The sequence below is a fragment of the Haliea atlantica genome (genome assembly GCF_054779855.1).
In genome coordinates this window covers 385,805-410,356 of record NZ_BAAGXL010000003.1, presented here as the reverse complement: position 1 = coordinate 410,356, position 24,552 = coordinate 385,805, and the positions used below count along the sequence as shown (strand labels likewise).

20 protein-coding genes are annotated in these 24,552 nt (G+C 67.9%); 10 read left to right on the top strand and 10 right to left on the bottom strand.

Features of this window, described 5'->3' with window-relative positions; genetic code table 11:
* Positions 1–59: 59 nt before the first annotated feature.
* Together ACYVGS_RS01920 and ACYVGS_RS01915 are read left to right on the top strand one after the other, a co-directional pair.
* A complete protein-coding gene (locus tag ACYVGS_RS01920) occupies positions 60–1,811 on the top strand; it encodes a DUF885 domain-containing protein (protein WP_460586940.1) in 1,752 nt (583 codons plus the stop codon).
* Between the two features lie 98 nt (positions 1,812–1,909).
* A complete protein-coding gene (locus tag ACYVGS_RS01915; protein ID WP_460586939.1) occupies positions 1,910–3,949 on the top strand; it encodes a TonB-copper family protein in 2,040 nt (679 codons plus the stop codon).
* Here ACYVGS_RS01915 and ACYVGS_RS01910 read toward each other — a convergent pair.
* On the bottom strand, positions 3,921–5,423 hold the full coding sequence (locus tag ACYVGS_RS01910) for an HAD-IB family hydrolase (RefSeq protein ID WP_460586938.1): 1,503 nt from the start codon (positions 5,421–5,423) through the stop codon (positions 3,921–3,923). The two genes, ACYVGS_RS01915 and ACYVGS_RS01910, sit on opposite strands and share 29 nt — an antisense overlap.
* Before the next feature lie 225 nt (positions 5,424–5,648).
* On the opposite strand from ACYVGS_RS01910, the gene hrpB reads away from it, so the two are divergent.
* The gene (hrpB, locus tag ACYVGS_RS01905) at positions 5,649–8,186 is read left to right on the top strand and encodes an ATP-dependent helicase HrpB (protein ID WP_460586937.1); all 2,538 of its coding nucleotides are present in this window, start codon (positions 5,649–5,651) and stop codon (positions 8,184–8,186) included.
* Between the two features lie 28 nt (positions 8,187–8,214).
* Here hrpB and ACYVGS_RS01900 read toward each other — a convergent pair whose 3' ends face one another.
* The 3 genes from ACYVGS_RS01900 to ACYVGS_RS01890 all read right to left on the bottom strand — a co-directional run bounded on the left by ACYVGS_RS01900 (position 8,215) and on the right by ACYVGS_RS01890 (position 10,663).
* Positions 8,215–8,814: a DUF3501 family protein gene (locus ACYVGS_RS01900; protein ID WP_460586936.1), complete on the bottom strand. Its 600-nt coding sequence runs from the start codon at positions 8,812–8,814 to the stop codon at positions 8,215–8,217.
* A gap of 20 nt (positions 8,815–8,834) precedes the next feature.
* Complete coding sequence (locus ACYVGS_RS01895; protein WP_460586935.1) at positions 8,835–10,157, bottom strand: heterodisulfide reductase-related iron-sulfur binding cluster; 1,323 nt, start codon at positions 10,155–10,157, stop codon at positions 8,835–8,837.
* A gap of 86 nt (positions 10,158–10,243) precedes the next feature.
* The gene (locus ACYVGS_RS01890; RefSeq protein ID WP_460586934.1) at positions 10,244–10,663 is read right to left on the bottom strand and encodes a rubrerythrin family protein; all 420 of its coding nucleotides are present in this window, start codon (positions 10,661–10,663) and stop codon (positions 10,244–10,246) included.
* A 190-nt stretch (positions 10,664–10,853) separates the two neighbouring features.
* Here ACYVGS_RS01890 and ACYVGS_RS01885 point away from each other — a divergent pair, with 190 nt between their 5' ends.
* Positions 10,854–11,633: a DUF2189 domain-containing protein gene (locus ACYVGS_RS01885; RefSeq protein WP_460586933.1), complete on the top strand. Its 780-nt coding sequence runs from the start codon at positions 10,854–10,856 to the stop codon at positions 11,631–11,633.
* Positions 11,634–11,666: 33 nt separating this feature from the next.
* Here ACYVGS_RS01885 and ACYVGS_RS01880 read toward each other — a convergent pair whose 3' ends face one another.
* Genes ACYVGS_RS01880 through ACYVGS_RS01865 form a run of 4 tightly spaced genes read right to left on the bottom strand, consistent with a single transcriptional unit; the run spans position 11,667 to position 16,671 of the window.
* Positions 11,667–13,853 (bottom strand): B12-binding domain-containing radical SAM protein, encoded by a 2,187-nt coding sequence (locus ACYVGS_RS01880; protein ID WP_460586932.1) that lies wholly within the window; start codon positions 13,851–13,853, stop codon positions 11,667–11,669.
* Between the two features lie 37 nt (positions 13,854–13,890).
* A complete protein-coding gene (locus ACYVGS_RS01875; protein ID WP_460586931.1) occupies positions 13,891–14,748 on the bottom strand; it encodes an ion transporter in 858 nt (285 codons plus the stop codon).
* Positions 14,745–16,037 carry an aspartate aminotransferase family protein gene (bioA, locus tag ACYVGS_RS01870; protein ID WP_460586930.1) on the bottom strand — a complete coding sequence of 431 codons (1,293 nt, stop codon included), beginning with the start codon at positions 16,035–16,037 and terminating at the stop codon, positions 14,745–14,747. Before bioA ends, ACYVGS_RS01875 begins: the two co-directional genes overlap by 4 nt.
* 1 nt (position 16,038) lies before the next feature.
* Positions 16,039–16,671, bottom strand: a complete 633-nt coding sequence (locus ACYVGS_RS01865) for an arylesterase (protein ID WP_460587577.1) — start codon at positions 16,669–16,671, stop codon at positions 16,039–16,041.
* On the opposite strand from ACYVGS_RS01865, the gene ACYVGS_RS01860 reads away from it, so the two are divergent.
* Together ACYVGS_RS01860 and ACYVGS_RS01855 are read left to right on the top strand one after the other, a co-directional pair.
* The gene (locus tag ACYVGS_RS01860; protein WP_460586929.1) at positions 16,670–17,335 is read left to right on the top strand and encodes an ABC transporter ATP-binding protein; all 666 of its coding nucleotides are present in this window, start codon (positions 16,670–16,672) and stop codon (positions 17,333–17,335) included. The two genes, ACYVGS_RS01865 and ACYVGS_RS01860, sit on opposite strands and share 2 nt — an antisense overlap.
* 9 nt (positions 17,336–17,344) lie before the next feature.
* Positions 17,345–19,813, top strand: a complete 2,469-nt coding sequence (locus tag ACYVGS_RS01855) for an ABC transporter permease (protein ID WP_460586928.1) — start codon at positions 17,345–17,347, stop codon at positions 19,811–19,813.
* A 60-nt stretch (positions 19,814–19,873) separates the two neighbouring features.
* Here ACYVGS_RS01855 and ACYVGS_RS01850 read toward each other — a convergent pair whose 3' ends face one another.
* Both ACYVGS_RS01850 and ACYVGS_RS01845 read right to left on the bottom strand, forming a co-directional pair.
* On the bottom strand, positions 19,874–20,488 hold the full coding sequence (locus tag ACYVGS_RS01850) for a TetR/AcrR family transcriptional regulator (RefSeq protein ID WP_460586927.1): 615 nt from the start codon (positions 20,486–20,488) through the stop codon (positions 19,874–19,876).
* Between the two features lie 2 nt (positions 20,489–20,490).
* Positions 20,491–21,471, bottom strand: a complete 981-nt coding sequence (locus tag ACYVGS_RS01845; protein ID WP_460586926.1) for a malate dehydrogenase — start codon at positions 21,469–21,471, stop codon at positions 20,491–20,493.
* Between the two features lie 130 nt (positions 21,472–21,601).
* Between ACYVGS_RS01845 and ttcA the strand changes: the two genes are divergently transcribed.
* From ttcA to ACYVGS_RS01825, 4 genes are all read left to right on the top strand, one after another.
* On the top strand, positions 21,602–22,444 hold the full coding sequence (gene ttcA, locus ACYVGS_RS01840; protein WP_460586925.1) for a tRNA 2-thiocytidine(32) synthetase TtcA: 843 nt from the start codon (positions 21,602–21,604) through the stop codon (positions 22,442–22,444).
* The gene (gene ccmA / locus ACYVGS_RS01835) at positions 22,445–23,053 is read left to right on the top strand and encodes a cytochrome c biogenesis heme-transporting ATPase CcmA (RefSeq protein WP_460586924.1); all 609 of its coding nucleotides are present in this window, start codon (positions 22,445–22,447) and stop codon (positions 23,051–23,053) included.
* Positions 23,050–23,739, top strand: coding sequence for a heme exporter protein CcmB (gene ccmB, locus ACYVGS_RS01830; protein WP_460586923.1), 690 nt, complete (start codon positions 23,050–23,052; stop codon positions 23,737–23,739). Before ccmA ends, ccmB begins: the two co-directional genes overlap by 4 nt.
* Positions 23,740–23,807: 68 nt before the next feature.
* Positions 23,808–24,545, top strand: coding sequence for a heme ABC transporter permease (locus tag ACYVGS_RS01825; protein ID WP_460586922.1), 738 nt, complete (start codon positions 23,808–23,810; stop codon positions 24,543–24,545).
* Positions 24,546–24,552 lie beyond the last annotated feature (7 nt).

Genomic DNA, 24,552 nt, shown 5'->3' with positions numbered 1-24,552 from the left:
GTCCGCTCCCCGCGCCGGGAAAGCCCCTCGCTGGCATTCGATGGAACAAGGAGAAAACGATGCAGAAGACCCTGAACGGCGTGTTGCTCGCGTGCCTGCTGGTAGTCGCGGGAATGGTTCGCGCCGACAGCCCGGCGGCTGATTTCGAGCAGCTGCTGGAGGCACACTGGAACTGGCAGCTGAAGGTCTCGCCGCAGCTGCGCACCCACCTCGGCGATCCGGGGGCCAATCATCGCTGGGACGACATGAGTCTGGAAGCCCACGCGGAGCGGGATGCCGCGCGCGAGCGCTTCCTGGCGCGGCTGGACGCCATCGACCCGGCGGCGCTGGATGCGCAGGACCGGCTCAGCCACCAGATGCTGCACCAGCAGCTGAGCCTGGAGCGCGAGGCCTACGCACTGGGTCTGCACCTGATGGCGGTGAACATGCGCAGCGGCCCCCAGCACCTGCATAGCCTGCAGGAGCAGATTGCCTTTCGCGGCGAAGCCGATTACCGCGACTGGCTGGTGCGCCTGCAGACCTACCCCGAGCTGCTGGAGCAGTATCGCGAGCTGCTGGAAGAGGGGCTGATGCAGGAGCGCACCCAGGCGCGGGTGATCATGCAGCGGGTGCCGGAGCAGATTCGCCGTCTCACCAGCGTGCCGGTGGAGGAGAGTCCCTTCTTCAAGGCCTTCGCCGAGCTGCCGGAAACCCTGTCCCCGGCGACGCGGGAGGAACTGCGGCGCAGTGCCCGAGGGGCGATTGAGGCCGGCATCAATCCCGCGCTGGAAAGCTTCGGCGATTTTCTCGCCAACCGCTATCTGCCGGCCTGTCGCGACGAGGCCGGTGTCGGCAGCCTGCCGGGGGGGGATACCATCTATCGCCACCTGACGCGGCGCTTTACCACGACGGACATGACACCCGAGGCGATTCACGCCGTGGGCGAGCGCGAGGTGGCGCGTCTGTTGAAGGAGATGGAAGCGGTCAAGGAGGAGGTCGGTTTCGAGGGGGACCTGCAGGCCTTCAACGACTTCCTGCGCACGGACCCGCAGTTCTACTACGAGACCCCGGAAGCCCTCTACGAAGGCTACCTGGCTATCTCCAAGCGCCTCGACCCCGAGCTGGTGACGCTGTTTGGCAAGTTGCCACGCATGCCCTACGGGGTCAGACCGATTCCCGCCTCGATCGCGCCGGATACCACCACTGCCTATTACAGTCGCCCCGCGGCCAACGGCACCCGGGCCGGCTACTACTACGTCAATCTGTACCGGCCCGAGGTGCGGCCCAAGTACGAGATGGAGGTGCTCAGTGTGCACGAGGCGGTGCCCGGCCATCACCTGCAGATCGCCCTGGCCCAGGAGCTCGACGACCTGCCCATGTTTCGCAAGCTCGGTGGCGAAACGGCCTTTATCGAGGGCTGGGGTCTTTATTCGGAGCGCCTGGGCTACGACATGGGCCTGTACAGCGACCCCTACTCGCGCTACGGACAGCTGACCTATGACATGTGGCGGGCGGTGCGGCTGGTGGTGGACACTGGCATGCATCATTTCGGCTGGAGTCGCGAACAGGCGATCGACTACTTCAAGGCCCACGCCGGCAAGACCGAGGCGGATATCGTCAATGAGATCGACCGCTACATCGGCTGGCCGGGCCAGGCCCTGGCCTACAAGATCGGCCAGCTGAAGATGCTCGAACTGCGCGCCCTGGCGGAGCGGGAACTGGGTGAGGCGTTTGATATTCGCGCCTTCCACGACCACCTGCTGGGGGCCGGCGCCATCCCGCTGAATGCCCTGGAAAGCCGCATGCGCGAGTGGGTGGCACAGCGCCAGTGAGCCTCGCGGCCGCGGGAGCGTGACACTTTGTCGCATCCCGCGCGCCCCCCGCATTCCCTATAATCCGCGACGCGTTTTTTCCTGCAGGTGGTTTCCCGATGCGTCGTCCGTTGCTCCTTTCCCCGCTGTTCTGCGGTCTGATTCTCGCCCACACTCCAGCAGTGTGGGCCCAACGCGATCACGACCAGGCAATCGAGCTGGTCGAGGTCTCCGCCCAGCGGACCCGCGCGGACGCGCAGCTGTTCAGCGAGAGCGCCGTGACCCGGCCGACCCACGATGCCGGCGAGCTGCTGCGCTCGGTCACTGGCATGCAGGCGCTGCGGCGGGGCGGTCGCGGCTTCGACCCGATTATCCGCGGACAGAGCCAGAGCAACCTCAACGTGGTGGCCAACGGCGCCTACAATTTCGGTGCCTGCCCCGGCCGCATGGACCCGCCGAGCACTTATATTGGCGTCGAGAGCTTTGACCGGGTGGCGGTGATCAAGGGCCATCGTTCGGTCATTCACGGCCCGGGCGGCAGTGGCGGAACACTGCTCTTTGAACACGAGCGCCCGCAACTCGGCGAGCGGGGTGTGAGCGGTTCACTGACGACTGGCTATACCGGCAACAGTGACCTGCGCAGCCTGTCGGGGGATGTCGCCGCGGGCAATGACCGGGGCTACCTGCGGGTGTTCGCCGCCAGTAAACGCGCCGATGACTACGAGGACGGCGATGGACGCCAGGTGGCTTCACGTTTCGACTCGGACTCCCTGGGGCTGGTGGCCGGCATGGAGCTGGGCTCCCGGGGAGACCTGCAGCTGTCCCACGAACGCTCGGCGGAGGAAGACATTGCCTACGCGGGCAACGGCATGGACGGCGTCTACGCCGATTCCCGCTCCACCAGCCTGCGCTGGCGTCAGCAGGATCTCGGGCCGCTGGACGGTCTGGAGCTGTCGGTCTACCGCAGTGATGTCGAGCACCTGATGGATACCTATTCGGTGCGCGACCGCAGTCCGATGCCGATGGGCATGGCGGCCCCATCCTCCTCCGACACCTGGGGCGGGCGCCTGCTGGCAAGCTGGCAGAGGGGTGCCGTGGAGTGGCGATTGGGGGCGGACTACCGGGTCAACGAACAGGGCGCCACGCTCTACAGTGACCAGGGCAAGGACGGTATCTACGACGCCCTGGTGTCGCGGATGTGGCCCGATGTGCGCCACCGTCATCGCGGTGTGTTTGCGGAGCTGGACTACGCGGCGAGCGCGGTGGACAGTCTGCGCCTGGGACTGCGCTGGGACGATCACGCCAGCGAGGCCCGCGGCAGTGCCCTGCCGGCGGGGATGCAGGGAATGGCCACGCCCGAGCGGCTCTACGCGAGCTTCTATGGCAGCGCCGCCGGGCAGCAGGATGATGCCGGCCTGAGTGTGGTGCTGGGCTGGGACCGCCAGCTGGACAGCGCCCTGCTGTTCAGCGCCAACCTGAGCAGCACCCTGCGCATGCCGGACAGCTCGGAGCGCTGGATGGCGCGGCAGACCCCCATGGGGGCCTGGGTCGGCAACCCCGCCCTGGAACCGGAGCGGCATCAGCAGATCGACCTGCGCCTGGAGCGCGGCGACGCCGCCTTGGGTTGGGCGCTCAGTGTCTTTGCCGATCAGGTGGACGATTACATCGAGCGCTACCGCGAGGGCAGTACCGACCTGTACCGCAATACGGACGCCCTGCGCCACGGTCTCGAGCTGGATGGGCACTGGAGCCTGAACGACGCCCTGTCAGCGCGCGCCGGGCTTTCCTGGACCCGGGGCGAGAGCGACCGCGAGGACCTGGCCCAGATTGCGCCCCTGGAGCTGCGCCTGAACCTGGACTACCGCCGCGACGACTGGGCTGTCGGCCTGGAGTGGCTGGTCGCCGACCGGCAGACGCATTTCAATCCGGCGGTCGACGCCGAGGGGCCGACCCCGGGCTTTTCCGTGCTGCACCTCTACGGTCACTACAGCCTGGCGACAGACCTGACCCTGGAGCTGGGCGTGGAAAACCTGTTTGACCGCAGCTATGCCTACCATGTCAATGCCGGCAATCAGGATCCCTTCGAGCCGACCGCGCCGCGCGTCAATGAACCGGGCCGGCAGGCCTGGGTCAGGCTGCGCTATGCCTTTGGTCACTGAGGGCCGGCTGCCTGAGCCCGTTCGGCAGCCCGGCGCGGGGTGAGGTGACGAGCAGGTCCCGGTAGCGCAGTTCCAGCTCGCGGGCGAGTTGCCGCACATTGCCCCCCGCCGCGGCATCCAGGGGCGGCAGGACGGTGATGCGAATGGTCGTGGGGCGAATCAGCAGCGAGCCCTTGGGCAGCGCATCCTTGACGTTGTGCAGGACGATGGGGACCAGCGGCACACCGGCCTTGCGCGCCAGTAGCAGAGCGCCGGGACGGAAGGGCCGGATATCCCCCAGGCTGCTGCGGGTACCCTCGGGGGCCACCACCAGTGAGCGCCCCTCGCGCAGCACCGCCATCGCGCGCTGCAGCACCTCGCGCTGGTCCTGTTCCTCGCGCTGGACGAAGATGGTGTCGGTCTGGCGCAGGAGGTTTCCCAGTACCGGCACCCGCGCCATCTCCGCCTTGCACAGGGCAACGGTATCGCGACGCAGCAAGTGCGCGATCACCATGCCATCGAGCAGGCTCTGGTGGTTGAAGATATAGACGGCCGGGCGCACCGCGTGGAGGTGCTCCGCGCCCTCCACCTCGAACTCGAGTCCCGCCAGGCCACTGCCCACATCCCCCAGCAACTGGGCCACCCGGCTGGCGTTGGCGAGGCGGTTGCCGCCCAGGCGCGAGGCGAGGCTGCCAACCAGGGCGGTGGCCGCCAGGGCCTGGCCGGTAAGCGCAGTGCGCAAGAGCGACTCCAGATCCGGCGTACCGCGACTGGAGAAGCGCAGGATTGGCCAGTCGTTGCGCGCTGCCTCCCGGGCGAGATCTTCGCGCGGGTTGATCGCCACCGGGTGACCCACGCGTCGCAGCAGGGGCAGATCGGCCAGGGAATCGGTGTAGAACCAGCTGCGGCGCAGGGCCCCACGGCGGCGGCGCAGGACCCGCCGGGCGGCCAGTGCCTTGCCTTCGCCGTAGCAGAGTGGGTTGAGCACGCGCCCGGTAAAATGGCCGTCGATAACCTCCAGGCGGGTGCAGCAGATCTCGTCGATCCCCAGCAGGCGGGCCAGGGGGGCCACCTGGTAGTGGCTGGCGGCAGTGACAATCACCAGGTGGTGTCCGGCGGCACGGTGGGCCTCGACCAGTCCAATGGCTTCCGGAAACAGCTGCCCCAGCAGGTGGCGCTCACAGGCGCGTTCCCCCAGCTCCAGCAGTTCCTCCTCGCGAATGCCCGCCAGGCTGCGACCGAGTCGCCGCACCAGCCGGTGGTAGTGGCTACCCTTGTCGGTGCGCGCGGTTTTCTGTCCGACGATATCCGCGAGCAGCCGCAGGGACTCGCGGAAACGCCGCTGGCGGAGGCCCTCGCGGAGGGTCTCCAGGGCCAGGGCGATGATCGAGTATCCCGCGATCAGGGTGCCATCGAGGTCGAAGAAGGCGACGCCCCGCGGCTCGCTCTCCCGTTCCACGGATTCCAGGTGCTGCTCCAATGCGGCTGCTGCCATGCCCACCTCCCGACTGGGGAATCGCCGGCGGCACGCTGTGGCCGCCGCTGGCCATCTCTTCCGATTACCGGTGCAATTGTGATGCCAGTAGCCTGACAGCCGCGGATGACAGGCCGATGACGGCGCAGCGCGCTCCGCCCTTGCACCAGAAAGGTGGCGGCTGCACCAGCTCGGTGCCGACGGGAAGCGCTTTGGTCCCGGCGGTGGCTGGCGTATCCTTGCGCCATGACAGCGTCCCTACTGCCTGACTTGCCGGTCAACCGAATACTCCCCGAATTGCGCGACGCCCTTGCGGCAGGCGCTGACGTGGTGCTGGAAGCGCCCCCCGGCGCGGGCAAGACCACCCTCGTACCCCTGGCCCTGCTGGACGCCGAGTGGCTGCGGGGGCAGTCGATTGTGCTGGTGCAGCCCCGGCGCGTGGCGGCCCGGAGCGCGGCGGCGCGCATGGCAGCGCTGCTCGGCGAGAAGCCGGGGGACACGGTGGGCTACCGGATCCGTCTGGAGAGCCGGGTCAGTGCCGCCACCCGTATTGAAGTGGTGACCGAAGGGGTGTTGACCCGGCGCCTGCAGCAGGACCCGGGACTCATCGGGGTAGGCCTGCTGATCTTCGACGAGTTCCACGAGCGCAACCTGGACGCTGAACTGGGCCTGGCGCTCGGGCTGCAGGGGCGCGAATTGTTTCGCGAGGGCGAGCCCCTGCGTCTGCTGGTGATGTCGGCGACCTTGTCGGGCATTGACCTGCCGCGCGTGCTCCCCGGTGCCCGTGTGCTGACCTCCGAGGGCCGGCGCTATCCGGTGGACCTGCACTATCGCGCCGGGCCGGGGCCCGGGGAGTCGCCGGTTCCGGCGGTGGTCGCCGCGGTGCGCGAGGCGCTGCGGGATCACCCGGGACATGTGCTGGTCTTTCTGCCCGGCCAGGCGGAGATTCGGCGCGCCTGCAGGGAACTGGCGGACCTCGCCGGGAAGCACCTGCGCCTGGCGCCGCTGCACGGCGGGCTCAGCCTGGAGCAACAGCAGTGGGCGATCGATCTGCCACCCGAGGGTGTGCGCAAGGTGGTGCTGGCAACCAACATCGCCGAGACCAGCCTGACTATCGAGGGCGTGCAGGTGGTGGTGGACTGCGGCATGGAGCGGCTGGCGCGCTTTGACCCCGCCACCAGCACCACGCGCCTGACGACCCGGCGCATTTCCCGCGCGTCGGCGGAGCAGCGCGCCGGGCGGGCGGGGCGCCTGGGCCCGGGGGTGGCCCTGCGGCTGTGGTCCCGGGAACAGCAGGGGCGCATGGTGGCCCAGCGCGAACCCGAGGTGCTGCGCGCGGACCTGGCGCCGCTGGCCCTGCAGATGCTGGCCTGGGGGGTGTCCGAACCGGGCGAGCTGGCCTGGCTGGACACGCCGCCGCCGGCACTGTTCCAGCAGGCGCTGGATCTGCTCGCCGCCCTCGGTGCGCTGCGGCAGGGCAGCCCGCCACAGCTGACGCCCCGCGGCCTGCGCCTGGCGGAACTGCCCCTGCACCCGCGCCTGGGCACGCTGTTGCTGACCGGTGCCGGCCTGGGCGCGGCGCCGCTGGCAGCACAGCTGGCCGCCCTGCTGGAGGCGCGCGACCCGGGCCTGTCCCGCAGTGTGGACCTGCAGGAACTGCTCCGGGACCTGGAGGGTGCGGACGCGCGCAGGGGGGGCTGGGCGCGCGACGTGTCGCAGCAGGCGCGGCGCTATCGGCAACTGGCGCAGCGGGCGCCGCAAGCGGGCCACATGCCCGACGGGCATCTGACGGCAGAGCAGACGCTTGCTGTGCTGGTGGCCGCGGCCTGGCCCGACCATATCGCCCGGGCGCGCGCAGGCTCCGCGCCGGGGCAGTACCAGCTGGCCAATGGCCGCAGTGCCGAGTTGCCGGGGGATGCCCCCCTGGCGGGAAGTGAATGGCTGGCCGTGGCGGAACTGGGGGGGCGCGCCGGGGAGGCAGTGGATCGCATCTGGCGGGCCGTGGCCCTGGATCCGCGCTGCTTTGAATCCGCGCTGGCGGACCGGGTCGAGGTGGCCGAGCGGACCGTCTGGGAGGGGCAGCGCCTGCGCGCCTGGCGGGAACAGCGGGTCGGTGCGCTGCGTCTTTCCCGCGAGGCGCTGGACGCGGTCACCCCGGCAATGCGTGCCGATGCCTGGCTGCAGCGCTTGCGGGAGCGGGGGCTGGCGGAGCTCCCCTGGACCGAAGCCGCGCGCCAGTGGTGTGCCCGGGTGGACCTGCTGCGGCGACTGGACCCGCGGCAAGACGCGAACTGGTCCGCGACCGACGAAGCCGCGCTGCTGGAGCGCGCGGGGGACTGGCTGTGGTCGGCGCTGTGCGCGCCGGAAATCGCGCGCGGTCTCGGCAGCCTGGACCTGTTGGCTCTACTGCAGCAGCTGCTGCCCTGGCCCCTGCCGCGGGAGCTGGAGGCCGAGGCGCCGCTGGCGGTGACGGTGCCCTCCGGGGCGGCGAGACGGATCGACTATCGGCAGGATTCGCCGGTGCTGGCGGTGAAACTGCAGGAGATGTTCGGCTGCCTGCAGACACCGCGCATAGCCTGGGGTCGCCAGCCGCTGTTGCTGCACCTGCTGTCGCCCGCCGGGCGTCCGTTGGCAGTCACCGCGAACCTGGAAACCTTCTGGCGCGATGTCTACCCGCAGGTTCGCAAGGAGATGAAGGGCCGCTACCCCAAGCACCCCTGGCCGGAGGACCCGCTCACTGCCACCGCCACCACGCGCACCCGCCGCCGCGAGGGCGCTGCCTGAGCTGCTTCCTGCACGGCGGCGTGTGCCCTCAGTGCAGGGCGCCGGGCTCCAGGTCGCGGACCAGGGAGGCCCGCACGGGCTCGTCCAGCAGGACCGCGTCGATATGACAGGCCGGGTGATCGACCCCCGCGCGGATCGCTTCCCCCGCCCGGGCGGCGGCAATTGACTTGGCGCCGGGCTCGAAACGCAGGAAGTGTACCGAGGAGGTCTTGGTGGCATTGCTGCGTTCCAAGTCCTCGTTGGCAATGGGGTAGATGCGTGCGCCGCTGCCGACCTGCAGCCAGACCTGGTCCTCGATGCCCCGCAACTCCTGCAGGCGGCGGGCGCGCTCCGCCGGGTCGGCATACTCGAGCATGAAGGTGGCCTTCCAGTTGTGCCCATCCGGGATCAGCGGATTGTAGGCCGCCAGCTCCTCGCGGATGCCCTCCGCCTCGAAGACTTTTTCGATCCGCAGCATTTCCTGGATCTGGTACTTGATGGTCAGGGCGTCCTCGAAACAGAGACGGGCATGGTCCCCCAGCGCCAGCTGGCGGCTCTTCTTGTGCTGCATGACCTGCTGGCGGAAAGCCGGTCGGATCTCGGCGTATTCTTCCAGTGACCAGAGATCGGCGCGTGAGAGCTGTGGCATGGTGTCTGGCTCCTGTCGCTTTACAGTCCGTAGGCCAGTCGCAGCAGGGTCATCGGATGCAGCGCCCGGTCGACGGTCTCGGAGAGGTGGGCAATCTGGGTGGCGGCCATCGGGCAGTCGCTGATGAAGTGGTCGGGGGACTGCTGGTCGACCTTGCGCACCACCGGCCGCGCGATTTTCAGCGAGCGCTCGCGGGTTTCCCGCTTTACGGCATAGGTGCCGTCGTGGCCGGAGCAGCGCTCCTGAGGCGTGATCGCGGTATCCGGAATCAGCGCCAGGACGTCGCGGGTCTTCAGGCCGATGTTCTGTACTCGCTGGTGGCAGGCGACCTGGTAGGCGACATTGCCCGCGGGGTTGGAAAAGTCGGTCTTCAGGGCGCCGCCCTTGTGGCGCAGCCAGAGGTACTCAAAAGGATCGTAGAAGGCCTCCTGCACTTTCCTCACCGCCGGGTCGTCGGGGTACATCAGGGGCAGCTCCTGCTTGTACATCAGCACGCAGGAGGGAATCGGTGCGGTCAGGTCGTAGCCCTGGTCCACCAGGGCGGCCAGGGCCGGAATGTTGGCCTGCTTGAGGCGATCGACACTGTCCAGGTCCCCCAGCTCCAGTTTCGGCATGCCGCAGCACTGCTCCCGGGGCACCAGGTCGATGTGTATGCCATTGTGCTGGAAGACCCGGATAAAGTCCTCGCCGAGGTCGGGGCTGCTGTAATTGCCGTAGCAGGTCGCATAGAGCGCCACCTTGCCGGTGGTTTCGCCCACCGCCAGGGGTACCAGCTCGCGCACCAGCGGCGCGGCACGCTTGCGCAGGGTGCGGCTGTGCAGGGTCGGCAGCGGGGCCTCGCGATGGATGCCCAGGCTGGATTCCAGGCCCTTGCGGAAGGTGGCGTTGCGATTCAGCGCGTTGACGGTGACATCCACCAGGGGAATGGTGGCCAGCCCGAAGGTGCGATCGGTGCTGGTCAGTACGCGGTCCCGCAGCCGCGCGCCCTCGGCGCGGAATTGCACTGCCTTGGCACGCAGCATCAGGTGCGGAAAGTCCACCGCCCACTCGTGGGGCGGGACATAGGGGCACTTGGTCATGTAGCAGAGATCGCAGAGGTAGCACTGCTCGACCACCTTCGGGTAGTCGCCCCGGTCTACGCCGTCGACCTCCAGGGTCTCCGACTCGTCGACCAGGTCAAACAGGGTCGGGAAGCTGGCGCAGAGGCTGACACAGCGGCGGCAGCCGTGACAGATATCGAAGACGCGCTCCAGCTCGGCGTCGAGTTTTTCCCGCTCCCAGAAATCCTCGCTGCGCCAGTCGATCGGGTGGCGGGTGGGTGCCTCCAGGCTGCCTTCTCTCACGGCGTTCCCTCTCTTTGCTTGCGCAGACGCGTCAATCGGGCGGGCCGCCCGGGAAGGGCGTCCCGGATGGCTCGCAGCCCCGGCGCTCAGTCGTCGAGGGTGTCGAGCGCCTTCTGGAAACGGTTGGCGTGGCTGCGTTCGGCCTTGGCCAGGGTTTCCATCCAGTCGGCGATCTCCTCGAAGCCCTCGTCCCGGGCGGTCTTGGCCATGCCCGGGTACATATCGGTGTACTCGTGGGTTTCGCCGGCAATCGCTGCCTTGAGGTTGTCCGCAGTAGCGCCGATGGGCAGGCCAGTGGCCGGGTCACCGGTTTCCTCCAGGTACTCCAGGTGGCCGTGGGCGTGGCCGGTTTCGCCCTCCGCCGTGGAGCGGAAGACCGCGGCGACATCGTTGTAGCCCTCGACGTCGGCCTTGGCCGCAAAATACAGGTAGCGGCGGTTGGCCTGGGATTCGCCGGCGAAAGCGTCCTTGAGGTTCTGTTCGGTCTGGCTGCCTTTCAGTTCCATGCTGCGTCTCCTTGTCTGCGAGCGGCATCAGCGTGCTGGATAAAGTCGCGCCTGCCAAACCAGAAACGTAGACCACGGCGGGGGATGCCGTCCAGTGGAAAATGGCGCCGACGCGGGCTGCTGCGGCATGAACTATACTCGCAGGGTGACATGCTTGAACTGGCGGACACGATCCGCAGGGAGTACGCCAATGACAGTCATTTCACAACAGGCTCAGCGCGACGTTCAGCCCCGCGAAACGGGTGCCTCACTGACTTTGCGTCCCTTCACCTGGGTATTGGCCGCCGCCAGGGATCTGCTGGCCCACCCACTGGCCAGCCTGGCTTACGGTGTTCTCGTGGTCGCCCTGGGCATCCTGGTGCTGGCCTATCAGCAGCACCCCCTCTACGTGGCCGCCGCGGTCCTCGGCTTTCTGCTGGTGGGGCCGGTGTTTGCCGCCGGCTGCTGCGAGCTGTCCCTGCGTCGCGAGCGCGGGGAGGAGGCCGATTTCGGGCACTCCCTGGAGGTGCTGGTGCGCTGTCGCGGCCCACTGTTGAGGCTGGCCAGCGGCCTCTTGCTGGTGGCGCTGCTCTGGTTTGCCGTCGCCCTGGGTGTGTTGTACTGGGCTCACGGCAGTGTCGCCCCGAGCATCGAAAGCACGGTGTGGGGTAACGTGCTGGCGCAGCTGAGCCCCGTGCAGTTGCTGGTCTACGCCGGCGCCGCGCTGGGCCTGGCGGTGGTCAGCTTTACCCTCACGGTTATCAGCGTGCCGGCGATCATTGATCGCGGCCTCAGCGCCACCGAGGCCATGGGCGCCAGCCTCGCGCTGTGCCGCCGGCACCCGCTGGTGATGCTGGTGTGGGCGGTGCTGGTCGCCGCCCTCGTGGCCCTCGGCACTGCATTCTGGCTGGTGGGGCTGGCGGTGATCTTCCCGCTGCTCGGGCACGCCACCTGGCGCGCCTATGTCGAGCTGGGGCGCGAACCGCGATAGCCAGCCGGGGTCAGCCGCCGCCGGCTCGGGCGGTCAGCGCCGCCGGCGCGCGGGATTGCGCGGCAGCCCGTTGTGCTGGGTGGCGAAGGGCCTCGCGTCGGCGGGCACGCGGGCGTGGCGCTTGGCCGGCTGGCGCGGGGGCACCAGGTGCACCTTGCCGTTGCCGATCAGGTTGGCACGGCCCATTTTCTTCAGGGCGGTGCGCAGCAGCGGCCAGTTGTCGGGGTCGTGGTAGCGCAGGAAGGCCTTGTGCAGGCGGCGCTGGGACAGGCCGCGCACCGCGGAAACCTGTTCACCCTCCCGGCGCACCTTGTGCAGCGGGTTGCGGCCGCTGTAGTACATGGCCGTCGCGGTGGCCATGGGGGAGGGGTAGAAAGTCTGCACCTGGTCCGCCCGCAGCTTGTGCCGCTTGAGCCAGAGGGCCAGGTTCATCATGTCCTCGTCGCTGGTACCCGGGTGGGCGGCGATGAAGTAGGGGATCAGGAACTGCTTCTTGCCGGCGGCCTGAGAGTACTTGTTGAACATTGCCTCGAAGCGGTCGTAGGTGCCGATGCCCGGCTTCATCATCTTCGACAGCGGCCCGTCTTCGGTGTGCTCGGGGGCGATTTTCAGATAGCCGCCGACGTGGTGGCGCACCAGTTCCTCGACGTACTCGGGAGTTTCCACCGCCAGGTCGTAGCGCAGACCCGAGGCAATCAGCACTTTTTTCACCCCGGGAACCGCGCGGGCGCGCCGGTACAGGTGCACCAGGGGTGTCTGGTCGGTGTTCAGGTTCTTGCAGATGCCAGGGAACACGCAGCTCAGCTTGCGGCATTTCGCCTCGATTTCCTCGCTCTTGCAGGCCAGCCGCCACATGTTGGCGGTGGGGCCGCCGAGGTCGGAAATGACCCCGGTAAAGGCCTTCGAGGTGTCGCGGATGCGCTCCACTTCGCGAATGATGGAGTCCTCGGAGCGGTTCTGGATGATGCGTCCCTCGTGCTCGGTGATGGAGCAGAAGGTGCAGCCGCCAAAACAGCCGCGCATGATGTTCACCGAGTGACGGATCATCTCGTAGGCGGGAATGCGCGCCTCGCCATAGCTGGAGTGGGGCAGGCGGGTGTAGGGCTGCTCGAAGACCCAGTCCAGTTCCTCGGTGCTCAGGGGGATCGGCGGGGGGTTCAGCCATACCTCGCGATCGCCGTGGGCCTGTACCAGCGGCCGCGCGTTGTGGGGATTGGTTTCCTTGTGCAGGATCCGTGAGGCGTGGGCGTAGAGCGGTGGATCGTCCCTGACCTGCTCGTAGGCGGGGATGCGGATCACCGACGGGCCGGCCTCCCGGGGGCGGTCCAGCAGGGTCACGGGTTCCGCCTCCACGGCCGCCACTGCGGTGGCCGTGTTGGGGGCGCCCGTCCCGGCGGGGTCCATGACCTCGACGCCGCCCTCGCCGGTGGTTTGCGCTTCGGGTCCGCCCTCGGCGCAACTCGGGCCACTGGTGTCCACGTAAGGGCTCAGCAGGGGTTCCACCGGCCCCACCACGTCCAGGTGGGTGGAGTCGATCACGCGGTAGTCGGCGGGCAACTTCTTGCACACGAAGGCGGTGCCGCGGAGGTCGCGGATCTGGCTGATCGGCTCGCCGGCCGCCAGGCGGTGGGCGACGTCGACGATGGCGCGCTCGGCGTTGCCGTAGAGCAGCAGGTCGGCGCGGGAGTCCACCAGGATGGAGCGGCGCACCTTGTCGCTCCAGTAGTCGTAGTGGGCGATGCGGCGCAGGCTGGCCTCGATGCTGCCGATGATCAGGGGCACATCCTTGTAGGCCTCGCGTACCCGCTGGCTGTAGACGATCACCGCCCGGTCGGGGCGTTTGCCGCCGACGTTATCCGGCGTGTAAGCATCGTCATTGCGACGCTTGCGGTCCGCGGTGTAGCGGTTGATCATCGAGTCCATGTTCCCCGCGGCGACACCGAAGAACAGGTTCGGTTTGCCCAGCACGGTGAAGGGCTCGGCACTGGTCCAGTCCGGCTGGGCGATGATGCCGACCCGGAAACCCTGGGCTTCCAGTACCCGGCCGACCACCGCCATGCCGAAGCTGGGGTGGTCCACATAGGCATCGCCAGTGACCAGGATGATGTCGCAGCTGTCCCAGCCCAGGGCGTCCATTTCGGCGCGGGACATGGGCAGCTCGGGAGCCGGGCCAAAGCACTCGGCCCAGTACTTGCGGTAGGCGAACAGGGGGGTCGGCATGATGCGGGGGTGTCGGGAAGACGAAAATGTGAGCGGATTATACCCGATTTGCGCCGTTTTCGCGCGGTAAGTCTGGCAGCTCGGCACCGCAGTGCTTGCAGTAGTCGGCGTCCGGGTCGTGATCGGCGCGGGCGCACTGGGTGCAGTTGCGCACCTGGCGCAGTCGGCGCTGCTGGGCGGTCACCGCCAGCTCCGCGGACACGATGCCGGTGGGGACGGCGATGATGGCGTAGCCGGTGAGCATGCCGATCGAGGCGATGGCGCGCCCGGCCCAGGTCATGGGCGTGATGTCGCCGTAGCCAACGGTGGTGATGGTGACCACGGCCCAGTAGATGCTCAGGGGGATGCTGGTGAAACCGTGGGCGGGGCCCTCGATCACGTACATCAGGCTGCCGAAGACCACCATCATCAGCAGGATCATGGAAAAGAACACGAAGATCTTGCGGCCCGAGCGGCGCAGGGCGCCGGCGAGTTCATTGGCCTCGTCGAGGAATTCCAGCAAGCGCAGGACCCGGAAAATGCGCAGCAGTCGAAGCAGGCGTACCACCAGCAGGGGCATGGTCCCGGGGATCAGCAGGGCCAGGTAGGTGGGAACGATGGCCAGCAGGTCGATCACCCCGTAGACGCTGCCGACGTAGGCCCGGCGATTGGGCGCGCACCAGATACGCACCAGGTACTCCACGGTAAACAGTACGGTAAAGCCGATCTCGATACGCCAGAACAGCTGCGAATAGGCGTCCAGCCCGGGCATCGAGTCGAGCAGGATGACGGTGACGCTGCTGAGAATCACCAGGATCAGCAGGATGTCAAAGAGCTGCCCGGCGCGGGTCTCGGTGCCAAAGATCACTTCATAGAAGCGCTTCTGCAGCGGGCTCTGCCGGTGTTCCGCGTTCATGCGAGCTGCGCCACCGTATCGACCATGGCCGCGGTCAGGGTGGCCAGGTCATCGGGGTTCATGACATAGGGCGGCATGCAGTAGACCAGCTTGCCAAAGGGGCGCACCCAGACACCGCGCTCGACGAACATCGGCTGGATGCGATCCATGTCGACGGCCTCCTTGAGCTCGATCACCCCGATTGCGCCCAGGGTGCGTACCTCCGCCACGTTCGCCAGTTCCCGTGCCGGGGCCAGGCCGATTTCCAGCCCCCGGTTGATTTCCTGCACCCGGCGCTGCCAGGGTTGCGACAGCAGCAACTCGATGCTGGCACAGGCGGTGGCGCAGGCCAGGGGGTTGCCCATGAAGGTGGGGCCATGCATGAAGGCACCGGCTTCGCCTTCGCTGATACCGCGACTGACCCGCTGGTTACAGAGGGTGGCGGCCAGGGTCAGGTAGCCGCCGGTCAGGGCCTTCCCGACACAGAGAATATCCGGCTCCACCCCGGCGTGCTCGAGGGCGAATAGCTTGCCGGTACGGCCGAAGCCGGTGGCGATCTCGTCGTAGATCAGCAACACGTCGAAGGCGTCGCAGAGGGCGCGCAGACGCACCAGGTAGTCGGCGGAGTAGAAGCGCATGCCACCTGCGCCCTGCACCACCGGCTCCACGATGACCGCGGCGATCTCCTGGTGGTGCCGCTCCAGCAGCCCAGCCATCTCGCGCAGGTCGTCGTCGCTGCAGGGCTCGCCAAAAGGGGTGCTTGGTGCGGGGGCGAAGAAATGCTTCGGCAGCACGTCGCCGAACAGGTGGTGCATGCCGGTGACCGGATCGCAGACCGACATCGCGCCAAAGGTGTCGCCGTGGTAGCCGTTGCGCAGGGCAACCAGCTTCTGTTTGCGCGGCTGGCCCACCGAGAACCAGTACTGGATGGCCATCTTCAGGGCGACTTCCACCGACACCGAGCCGGAGTCGCTGAGGAAAACCCGGTCGAGACCCGGCGGGGTGAGGTCGGTGAGCATGCGCGCCAGGCGTACAGCGGGTGTGTGGGTCAGGCCGCCAAACATGACGTGGGCCATGGCCTCCAGCTGCTCGGTGACCGCCCGGTTGAGGACCGGGTGGTTGTAGCCGTGGATGGCGCACCACCAGGAGGCCATGCCGTCGATCAGTTCGCGGCCGTCTGCCAGTTGCAGGCGCACGCCACGGGCACGGGTTACCGGGTAGATGGCCGGCACCTCGGTGGCGGAGGCGTAGGGGTGCCAGAGGGTGCTGGCGTCCAGGATCTGCAGCTGGCTGGCGGTCCAGTCCTTCACGTCAGAGGGTCTCCTTCAGGTGGGGCAGCAGGTTGGCCAGCAGACGTGGCTGTGCCGCCGCGGTGGGGTGAATGCCATCCGCCTGCATCAGGGCGGGGTCGGTGGCCACGCCCTCGAGCAGGAAGGGCACCAGGCGCGCGCCAGTGGCCTCGGCGGCGCTGCGAAAACTGTCGCGGAAGGCCGCGGTGTAGCGGCTGCCGTAGTTGGGGGGAATCTCCATGCTCAGGAGCAGCACCTCGGCGCCGGCATCGCGGGCCAGGCTGGCCATGCTGGTCAGGTTGTCGGCGATGCGCGCCGGCGGAAAACCACGCAGGCCGTCGTTGCCCCCCAATTCGATCAGCACCACGCCGGGTTGGTGTTCTTCCAGCAGCCCGGGCAGGCGGCGCAAACCGCCACCGGTGGTCTCGCCGCTGATGCTGGCATTGACCACCCGCACGCCGGGGTGTGTCCGGGCCAGCTTTTCCTCCATCAGTGAAACCCAGCCCTCTTGCAGCGACATGCCATAGGCCGCGCTGATACTATCCCCCAGGACCAGCAGCGTGCGCGGCTGTGCGGCCAGCACCTGCCAGCTCAGCAGCCAGCAGCATCCGATAGCCAGCAGCGCGCGTACAGAGCGAAAGAGGTAATGCTGCATGATCAAGGTAGACAATCTCCACAAACGCGTGCCCATGGCCGGCGACGAGCTGGAGATACTGAAAGGGATCACTCTGGAAATCAAGTCGGGGGAGACGGTTGCCATCGTCGGCGCCTCCGGCTCCGGGAAGTCGACACTGCTCGGCCTGCTCGCGGGTCTCGATGACGTCAGCAGCGGGCGGGTGGTGATCGACGGCACCGAGCTCAGCGCCCTGGACGAGGATGCCCGGGCGCTGTTCCGCGGCCAGCGGGTGGGCTTCGTATTCCAGTCCTTCCAGCTGCTGCCGGCCCTGACGGCGCTGGAAAACGTCATGCTGCCGCTTGAGCTGCAGGGGCAGCGGCAGGCAGAAAAGGACGCCAGGACCTTCCTCGAGCGGGTCGGCCTGGGCGAGCGCATGCAGCACTACCCGCGCCAGCTCTCCGGTGGGGAACAGCAGCGGGTGGCCATAGCCCGGGCCTTCGCTGCGCGCCCCGACATCCTGTTCGCCGATGAGCCCACGGGCAATCTCGACACCGCGACCGGGGCGCGGGTGATCGAATTACTCTTCGATCTCAACCGCGAGGAAGCCACCACCCTGGTGCTGGTGACCCACGATCTGGGCCTGGCGGAGCGCTGCCAGACCTGCCTGCGCCTGGACAGCGGCCGCCTGGTCGCGGAGGGCTGAGGGGTGTCGATGACGGCGAGCCGGATGCTGGTCCGGGACTGGCGCGGCGGTGAGCTGGGGATCCTGATGGCGGCGCTGGTGTTGGCGGTGGCCCTGGTCTCGGGCATCAGTGCCTTCACTGCGCGTCTGCAGGGTGCGCTGGAGCAGGAGAGTCATCGCTTCCTCGCCGCGGATCGCGTGGTGCGCAGCGCCGAGGCGCTGCCCGACGACTGGCTGCAGGCGGCCCGAGATCGCGGCCTCGCGGTGGCGCAGACGTTAAGTTTTCCCTCCATGGTCTACGCCGGCGAGGAGAGCATGGTGCTGGCCTCGGTCAAGGCGGTGAGCGGGGCGTATCCCCTGCGCGGCGTGCTGCGCTACAGCGCTGAACCTTTCGGTGAGGTGCGCGAGGCCGGCGCGGGCCCCGGCCGCGGCGAGGTCTGGCTGGACTCGCGTCTGTTTCCACTGCTCGGGGTGGCCATCGGCGATCGTGTCGCGGTGGGCGATGCCGAGTTTCGGGTGACCGCCGCCGCGCGCACGGAGCCGGACCAGAGCGCCTCGTTGTTGTCCTTCGGGCCCCGGGTGCTGATGCACTACGACGACATCGCGGCGACACAGGTGGTGCAGCCCGGCTCGCGGGTGGAATACCGGCAGCTCTTCGCCGGGCCGGCGACCGCCCTGGATGCCTTCGTCGACTGGCTGGAGCCGCAGCTGGGGGATCGCCAGCGCCTGCTCAGTGTCGACAGCGCCCAGCCCCGCCTCGGCCGCGCGCTGGAGCGGGCGGAGCGCTTCCTGCTCCTCGCCGGCAGCCTCGGGGTGGTGCTGGCGGGTGTCGCCATTGCCCTGGCCGCCCGCCGTTTCAGTGAGCGTCACACCGATTATGTGGCGATCATGAAAAGCCTGGGGGCCACCGCGAAGACCATCGGCTGGCTCTATGGGCGCAGCCTGTTGCTGCTCGGCAGCGTCGCCACGACCCTCGGCTGCGCCCTGGGTTGGGCGCTGCAGGCCGGCTTCTTCGCGGTGTTTGCCGACCAACTGCCGGTGCAACCCGGGCCCTCTGGCTGGCGCCCCTACGGTATTGGCGCCCTCACCGCCCTGGTCTGTCTGCTCAGCTTCGCCTGGCCACCCCTGCGTCGCTTGAGCCAGGCAATCCCCCTGCGGGTGCTGCGCCGTGACATGCCCCTGGAGCAACGGCGCAGCCTGCGCGACTATGCCGTCGGTCTGCTCGCGGTGACCGGTCTGATGTGGTGGTACAGCCGCGACCTGCTGCTCACGGCGGCCGTGCTCGCGGGGCTGGGGGTGACCGTCGGCCTGGGGCTGGTGCTCGCCCTGACGCTGCTGCGCGGCGGGCGACTGGTGGGCATGAGTGCGGGCAGCATCTGGCGCCTGGCGCTGGCCGGGCTGCAGCGGCGGGGCGCCGCCAACGCGGTGCAGGTGGTGATCTTTGCCATGGCCATCATGCTGTTGCTGGTCCTGGTGCTGGTACGCACCTCGCTGATCGACACCTGGCAGACGCAGCTGCCCGCGGACGCGCCGAACCACTTTCTGATCAATATTGCCCCGGAGGACGTGCAGGGCGTCGAGCAGGCCCTGCGGCAGGCGGAGATCGACAGCGCACCGCTCTATCCGATGATCCGCGGGCGGGCGATGGCGGTCAACGGCAGCGAGTTGCCGCGGCGGGACGAGATAGAAGAGGGACCGCGTCAGCGGGAGGCGAACCTGACCTGGTCGGAAGACCTGCCCGCGGGCAACCAGCTGCTGGCGGGAGAGTGGTGGCCCCCGGGGAGCGACAGTGCGGAGGTGTCGGTGGAGGAGGAGTTTGCCCAGCGCATGGGGCTGACCCTGGGGGATCGGGTTACCTTTCTGGTTGGCGCACGCAGCCTGGAAGCCACCGTGAGCAGCATTCGCGCAGTCGACTGGCAGAGTTTCAACCCCAACTTCTGGCTGGTGTTTCCGCCGCGTCTGCTGGATGACTTTCCGGCCACCTTCATGACCAGCTTTCACCTGGCGGCAGAGGACAAGTCTTTCCTCAATGGCTTCATCCGCGATTTTCCCACCGTCACGGTGATCGAGATGGATGTGGTGATCGACCAGGTGCGCGGGATTGTCGACCAGGTTTCCGCCGCCGTGGAGCTGGTACTGTTGGTGATTCTGGCGGCCGGCGCCCTGGTCCTGGTCGCTGGCGTCCAGGCCTCGGTGGACGCGCGCATGCACGAGAGCGCGATTCTGCGGGCCCTGGGTGCTCCGCGGCGCCTGTTGCTGGGGGGCTTGCTGATCGAATTTGCGGCCCTGGGCCTGTTCGCCGGCCTGCTGGCGGTTGTCGGTGCCGAGCTCTCGGTGTTCATTCTGCAGGAGCAGGCGATGGATCTGCGCTACGCGCCGTCACCCTGGCTGTGGCCACTGGGGCTGTCCGCGGGTGTGTTGTTGATCGGGGGGCTGGGGACCTGGAGTTGCCGGCGCGCTGTCTCCAGCCCGCCCTTGGCGGTGCTGCGGGAACTCTAGTGGGTTGTGCGGCGGTCCGCGCAGTCAGCTCGAGGAGCTGTGCGCCGAACTGGCCTCAGGTCAGGCGCTGATGCCCTTGAGGAAGGTCTGCACGCCCAGTTCCACCTGGCGTGCCAGGTCAATGTGGCGCTGGAACAGGTGCGGTGCGTCGACGCGCAGTGTCGCCAGGCCGTGGATGCCGGCCCAGGCGGCGTTGGTCAGGTAGGCCAGATCCTGGTCGCGGAACTCGCCCGAGGTGATGCCCTGGCGCAGAATGGCCTGCACCTGGTGAAAGGTCGCGCGGCTGATTTCGCGCAGTTCGGGGTGTTCCTCGACCGGCTGTACCGCGGGCCCGAACATCAGCTTGAACATCTCCGGGTAGTCCGCGGCGCAGGCCACATAGCTGTGGGCCAGGGTGCAGAGCTGTTCCCGGGGGCAGTCGGGGGTGGTGTCCGCGGCTTCCTGCAGGCGCGCCATCAGGCGCCGGTAGCCGCGGGTGGCGACCGCCGCCAGCAGCTCACCCTTGTCCTCGAAATGCCGGTAGGGCGCCGTCTGGGAAACGCCAATCTGGCGCGCCAGGGCGCGCAGACTGAGAGCGTCCGCCCCCAGCACTTCCAGCTGTTCCACCGCGGTATCCAGCAGCGCGGAGCGCAGGTTGCCGTGGTGGTAACTGCGTGTGGCCGGGGGCGAGGTCATGCTCAGGGCAGCAGGTGCTGAACGGCGTCGCGTTCTTCCGCCAGTTCCCGCTCGGTGGCAGTCATCTTCTGGCGGCTGAAGTCGCCCACGTCCACGCCCTGAACAATTTCCCAGTCGCCGTTCTTGCAGCGGCAGGGGAAGGAGTAGATCAGGCCTTCGGCGATGTCGTAGGAACCGTCGGAGTAGACGCCCATGGAAACCCAGTCGTCACCGTCGGTGCCCAGGGCCCAGGAGCGCATGTGGTCGATCGCCGCGTTGGCTGCGGAGGCTGCGGAGGAGGCACCCCGGGCCTTGATGATGGCCGCGCCGCGCTGCTGCACGGTGGGGATGAAGTCGCCTTCGTACCAGTCCTGGTCGATCAGGGAGATGGCCTTCTGGCCGCTCACTTCGGCGTTGAACAGGTCGGGGTACTGGGTCGCGGAATGGTTGCCCCAGATGGTCATTTTCTTCACGTCGTTGACCGTCTTGCCGGTTTTCTGGGCAATCTGGGTCATGGCCCGGTTGTGGTCCAGGCGGGTCATGGCGGTGAAGTTGCGCGGGTCGATGTCCGGCGCGTTGCGCTGGGTGATCAGGGCGTTGGTATTGGCCGGGTTGCCGACCACCAGCACCTTGATGTTGCGGCTGGCGTTGTCGTTGATCGCCTTGCCCTGGACCGAGAAGATCGCGGCGTTGGCTTCCAGCAGGTCCTTGCGCTCCATGCCCGGGCCGCGCGGACGGGCACCCACCAGCAGGGCGTAGTCGGCGTCCTTGAAGGCCACGTTGGGGTCGTCGCTGCAGGTGATGCCGGCGAGCAGTGGGAAGGCGCAGTCATCCAGCTCCATGCGCACGCCCTCGAGAGCTTCCATGGCCGGGGTGATGTCCAGCAGCTGCAGGATGATCGGCTGGTCGTCGCCCAGCATGGCGCCGGAGGCGATGCGGAACAGCAGGGCGTAGCCGATCTGGCCGGCGGCGCCGGTAACGGTCACTCGAACGGGAGATTTCATGGACAGGGAATCCTCGCAACGTGGGGTGTATGGGTGTTTCAGGGGCGCACATTGTGTGGGGAAACGGGTGAAAAAACAAGCGATTGGCGGTAAACTAGTCGGCTTTACAGCGACCGTGGACCGCAACATCGTGCGCGAACTTCCCCGCAAGGAACGAACCGAGTTCAACAAGCTCCAGAAGCGCCTGCGCCGCAATGTGGGCAAAGCCATCGCCGATTACAACATGATCGAGGAAGGCGACCGGGTGATGGTCTGCCTGTCCGGCGGCAAGGACAGCTACGCCATGCTCGACGTGTTGATGAACCTGCGCCAGAGTGCGCCGGTGGATTTCGAGCTGGTGGCGGTGAACCTGGACCAGAAGCAGCCGGGCTTTCCGGAGCACGTGCTGCCGGAGTACCTCGGCGAGCTGGACATCCCCTGGTACATCCTGGAGAAGGACACCTACAGTATCGTTCGCCAGGTAGTGCCCGAGGGCAAGACCACCTGCGGTATCTGCTCGCGCCTGCGCCGGGGCAGTCTCTATGGTTTCGCCAGCGAGATCGGCGCCACCAAGATCGCCCTGGGTCACCACCGGGACGACATCGTCGAGACCCTGTTCCTCAACATGTTCTTCGGCGGTACGCTCAAGGCGATGCCGCCCAAGCTGCTTTCCGACGACGGGCGCAACGTGGTCATTCGTCCGCTGGCCTACTGCCGGGAATCCGACCTGGTGGCCTACGCCGACTACAAGGCCTTCCCGATCATCCCCTGCAACCTCTGCGGCTCCCAGGAGAACCTGCAGCGAGTGCAGATCAAGCAGATGCTCAAGGACTGGGAGCGCCAGTACCCGGGGCGCACCGAGACCATCTTCCGCAGTATCTGCAATGTCGCGCCCTCCCAGCTGGGGGACACGGAGCTGTTTGATTTTCAGTCCCTGCGGGCCGAGGTGGACACCGATCTGCACCTGCCCGCCATCCGCGTCGTCAATCTCTAGATGGCGCCGGAGGGGCCTCTGCTGGAGGCCGAGGGCCTGGCCCTGGAGCGCGGTGGGCGCCAGTTGTTCCAGGGGCTGTCCCTGTCGCTGGGGCGCGGGCAGCTGGTGCAGGTCGAGGGTGCCAACGGCGCCGGCAAGACCAGCCTGCTGCGGATCCTGGCGGGACTCTCCCGCTACGGCTTCGAGGGGCGGGTGCGGCGCCGGGCGCCACTGCTTTACCTGGGCCATCACGGCGCGGTGAAGGCCCTGCTCACCCCGCGGGAAAACCTGGCCTGGCATATCAGCGGCGAGGCCGATTGGCGCGACAGCGAGATCGAGGAGGCGCTCGCCGCGGTCGGGCTCTACGGCTACGAGGATGTGCCCAGCCACGCCCTCTCCGCAGGGCAGCACCGGCGGGTGAACCTGGCCCGCCTCTATCTCTCTCGGGCGCCACTGTGGCTGCTCGACGAGCCCTTCACGGCTATCGACCGGGCCGGGGTCGCCGCCCTCGAGGCGCGCCTGGCGGCCCACCTGGGGCAGGGCGGCGCCGTGCTGCTGACATCCCACCAGCCGGTGCGGGTAGACCACCCCCTGCAGACCCTGAACCTGGACACGGGAGAGCTGGCGTGAGCCGTGTGCCCGGCAGCGCCGCCTTCTGTCTGCGTCTGCTGCGCCGGCAGCTGGTGCTCGGCCTGCGGCGCCCGGTAGAGATCGGCAACCCCCTGCTGTTCTTTGCCATCGTGGTGGCGCTGTTCCCACTGGGGCTGGGGCCCGAGCCCGCCGCCCTGGCGGAGTTTGCCCCGGGTATCCTGTGGATCGTGGCCCTGCTGGCCGGTCTGCTGACGGCCGATACCGCCTTTCGCAGCGATTTCGATGACGGCAGCCTGGAGCAGCTGCTGCTGGCGCCACAGTCGCTGTATTTTGCCAGCCTGACCTACGTGGCCGCCCACTGGCTGCTCACCGGTGTGCTGCTGGCCCTGCTGTCGCCGGTGTTCGCGCTGATGCTGGGGCTGCCGGTTGCCGCGATTCCGGCGCTGGTGCTGAGTCTGCTGCTGGGCACCGGGGTGCTCAGCCTGGTGGGCGGTATCGGTGCGGCGCTGACCGTGGGTCTGCGCCGGGGGGGCATGTTGATCGGCCTGCTGATCCTGCCTTTCCAGATGCCGGTGCTGATTTTCGGCAGTGGCGCCGTGCAGGCCGCGGTGGACGGTGTGCCGGCCGGGCCCTACCTGGCGCTGCTGGGCGCGATGCTGTGTCTCGCGGTGGCGCTGGCGCCGCTGGCGATCGCCGCCGGCCTGCGCATCAGCACGGACGCCTGAAGCCTGTCGAGAAAATCGTTCCGCTTTGGATTGTCCGGGCCCCCGGGGTCTGTATAATTCGGCGCACCATGTGGACTCTCTTTCACAAGTTCGGCTCCCCGCCCTGGCTGTATCGTCTGTCCGGCAGCATATTGCGTTGGCTGCTTCCCCTGACACTGCTGGCCCTGGTGGCCGGTGCCGTCTGGGGCGTACTGTTTACGCCACCGGATTTTCGCCAGGGCAACAGCTACCGGATCATCTACATTCACGTGCCCGCAGCGGTCGTGGCCCTGGCCGGCTACTATGTGATGGCCATTGCCGGGGCGATCAGCCTGATCTGGCGGATGAAGATGGCCGATGTCGCCATGCGCGCCACCGCGCCGGTGGGTGCCGCGCTGACCTTCGTCGCCCTGGTGACCGGGAGTATCTGGGGCAAGCCCACCTGGGGTACCTGGTGGGTGTGGGACGCGCGGATTACCTCCATGCTGATCCTGCTGTTCCTTTACCTGGGGGTGATTGCCCTCTACGAGGCCTACGAGAACAAGGCCCTAGCGTCCAAGGCCTGTGCCGTGCTCAGCCTGGTTGGCACGGTGAATATACCCATCATCTACAAGTCGGTAGACTGGTGGTACAGCCTGCACCAGCCTGCCTCGATCAAATTTACCGGCGGCACCACCATTGATCCGAGCATGCTCTACCCGCTGCTGTGGATGATCGTGGCCTTCTACGCCCTGTTTACCTGCTGCCTGCTGCTCAACATGCGCGCCGAGATTCTCGAGCGCGAGTCGCGCACCGCCTGGGTGCGCCGCCTGGCCGCCGGGGAGTGACACTGTC

Bases quoted from the DNA above. Each gene is read 5' to 3' on its own strand.
- ACYVGS_RS01920 (WP_460586940.1), top strand. From the start codon at position 60: ATGCAGAAGACCCTGAACGGCGTGTTGCTCGCGTGCCTGCTGGTAGTC.
- ACYVGS_RS01915 (WP_460586939.1), top strand. From the start codon at position 1,910: ATGCGTCGTCCGTTGCTCCTTTCCCCGCTGTTCTGCGGTCTGATTCTC.
- ACYVGS_RS01910 (WP_460586938.1), bottom strand. From the start codon at position 5,423: ATGGCAGCAGCCGCATTGGAGCAGCACCTGGAATCCGTGGAACGGGAG.
- hrpB (WP_460586937.1), top strand. From the start codon at position 5,649: ATGACAGCGTCCCTACTGCCTGACTTGCCGGTCAACCGAATACTCCCC.
- ACYVGS_RS01900 (WP_460586936.1), bottom strand. From the start codon at position 8,814: ATGCCACAGCTCTCACGCGCCGATCTCTGGTCACTGGAAGAATACGCC.
- ACYVGS_RS01890 (WP_460586934.1), bottom strand. From the start codon at position 10,663: ATGGAACTGAAAGGCAGCCAGACCGAACAGAACCTCAAGGACGCTTTC.
- ACYVGS_RS01885 (WP_460586933.1), top strand. From the start codon at position 10,854: ATGACAGTCATTTCACAACAGGCTCAGCGCGACGTTCAGCCCCGCGAA.
- ACYVGS_RS01880 (WP_460586932.1), bottom strand. From the start codon at position 13,853: ATGCCGACCCCCCTGTTCGCCTACCGCAAGTACTGGGCCGAGTGCTTT.
- ACYVGS_RS01875 (WP_460586931.1), bottom strand. From the start codon at position 14,748: ATGAACGCGGAACACCGGCAGAGCCCGCTGCAGAAGCGCTTCTATGAA.
- ACYVGS_RS01860 (WP_460586929.1), top strand. From the start codon at position 16,670: ATGATCAAGGTAGACAATCTCCACAAACGCGTGCCCATGGCCGGCGAC.
- ACYVGS_RS01865 (WP_460587577.1), bottom strand. From the start codon at position 16,671: ATGCAGCATTACCTCTTTCGCTCTGTACGCGCGCTGCTGGCTATCGGA.
- ACYVGS_RS01855 (WP_460586928.1), top strand. From the start codon at position 17,345: ATGACGGCGAGCCGGATGCTGGTCCGGGACTGGCGCGGCGGTGAGCTG.
- ACYVGS_RS01850 (WP_460586927.1), bottom strand. From the start codon at position 20,488: ATGACCTCGCCCCCGGCCACACGCAGTTACCACCACGGCAACCTGCGC.
- ACYVGS_RS01845 (WP_460586926.1), bottom strand. From the start codon at position 21,471: ATGAAATCTCCCGTTCGAGTGACCGTTACCGGCGCCGCCGGCCAGATC.
- ccmA (WP_460586924.1), top strand. From the start codon at position 22,445: ATGGCGCCGGAGGGGCCTCTGCTGGAGGCCGAGGGCCTGGCCCTGGAG.
- ACYVGS_RS01825 (WP_460586922.1), top strand. From the start codon at position 23,808: ATGTGGACTCTCTTTCACAAGTTCGGCTCCCCGCCCTGGCTGTATCGT.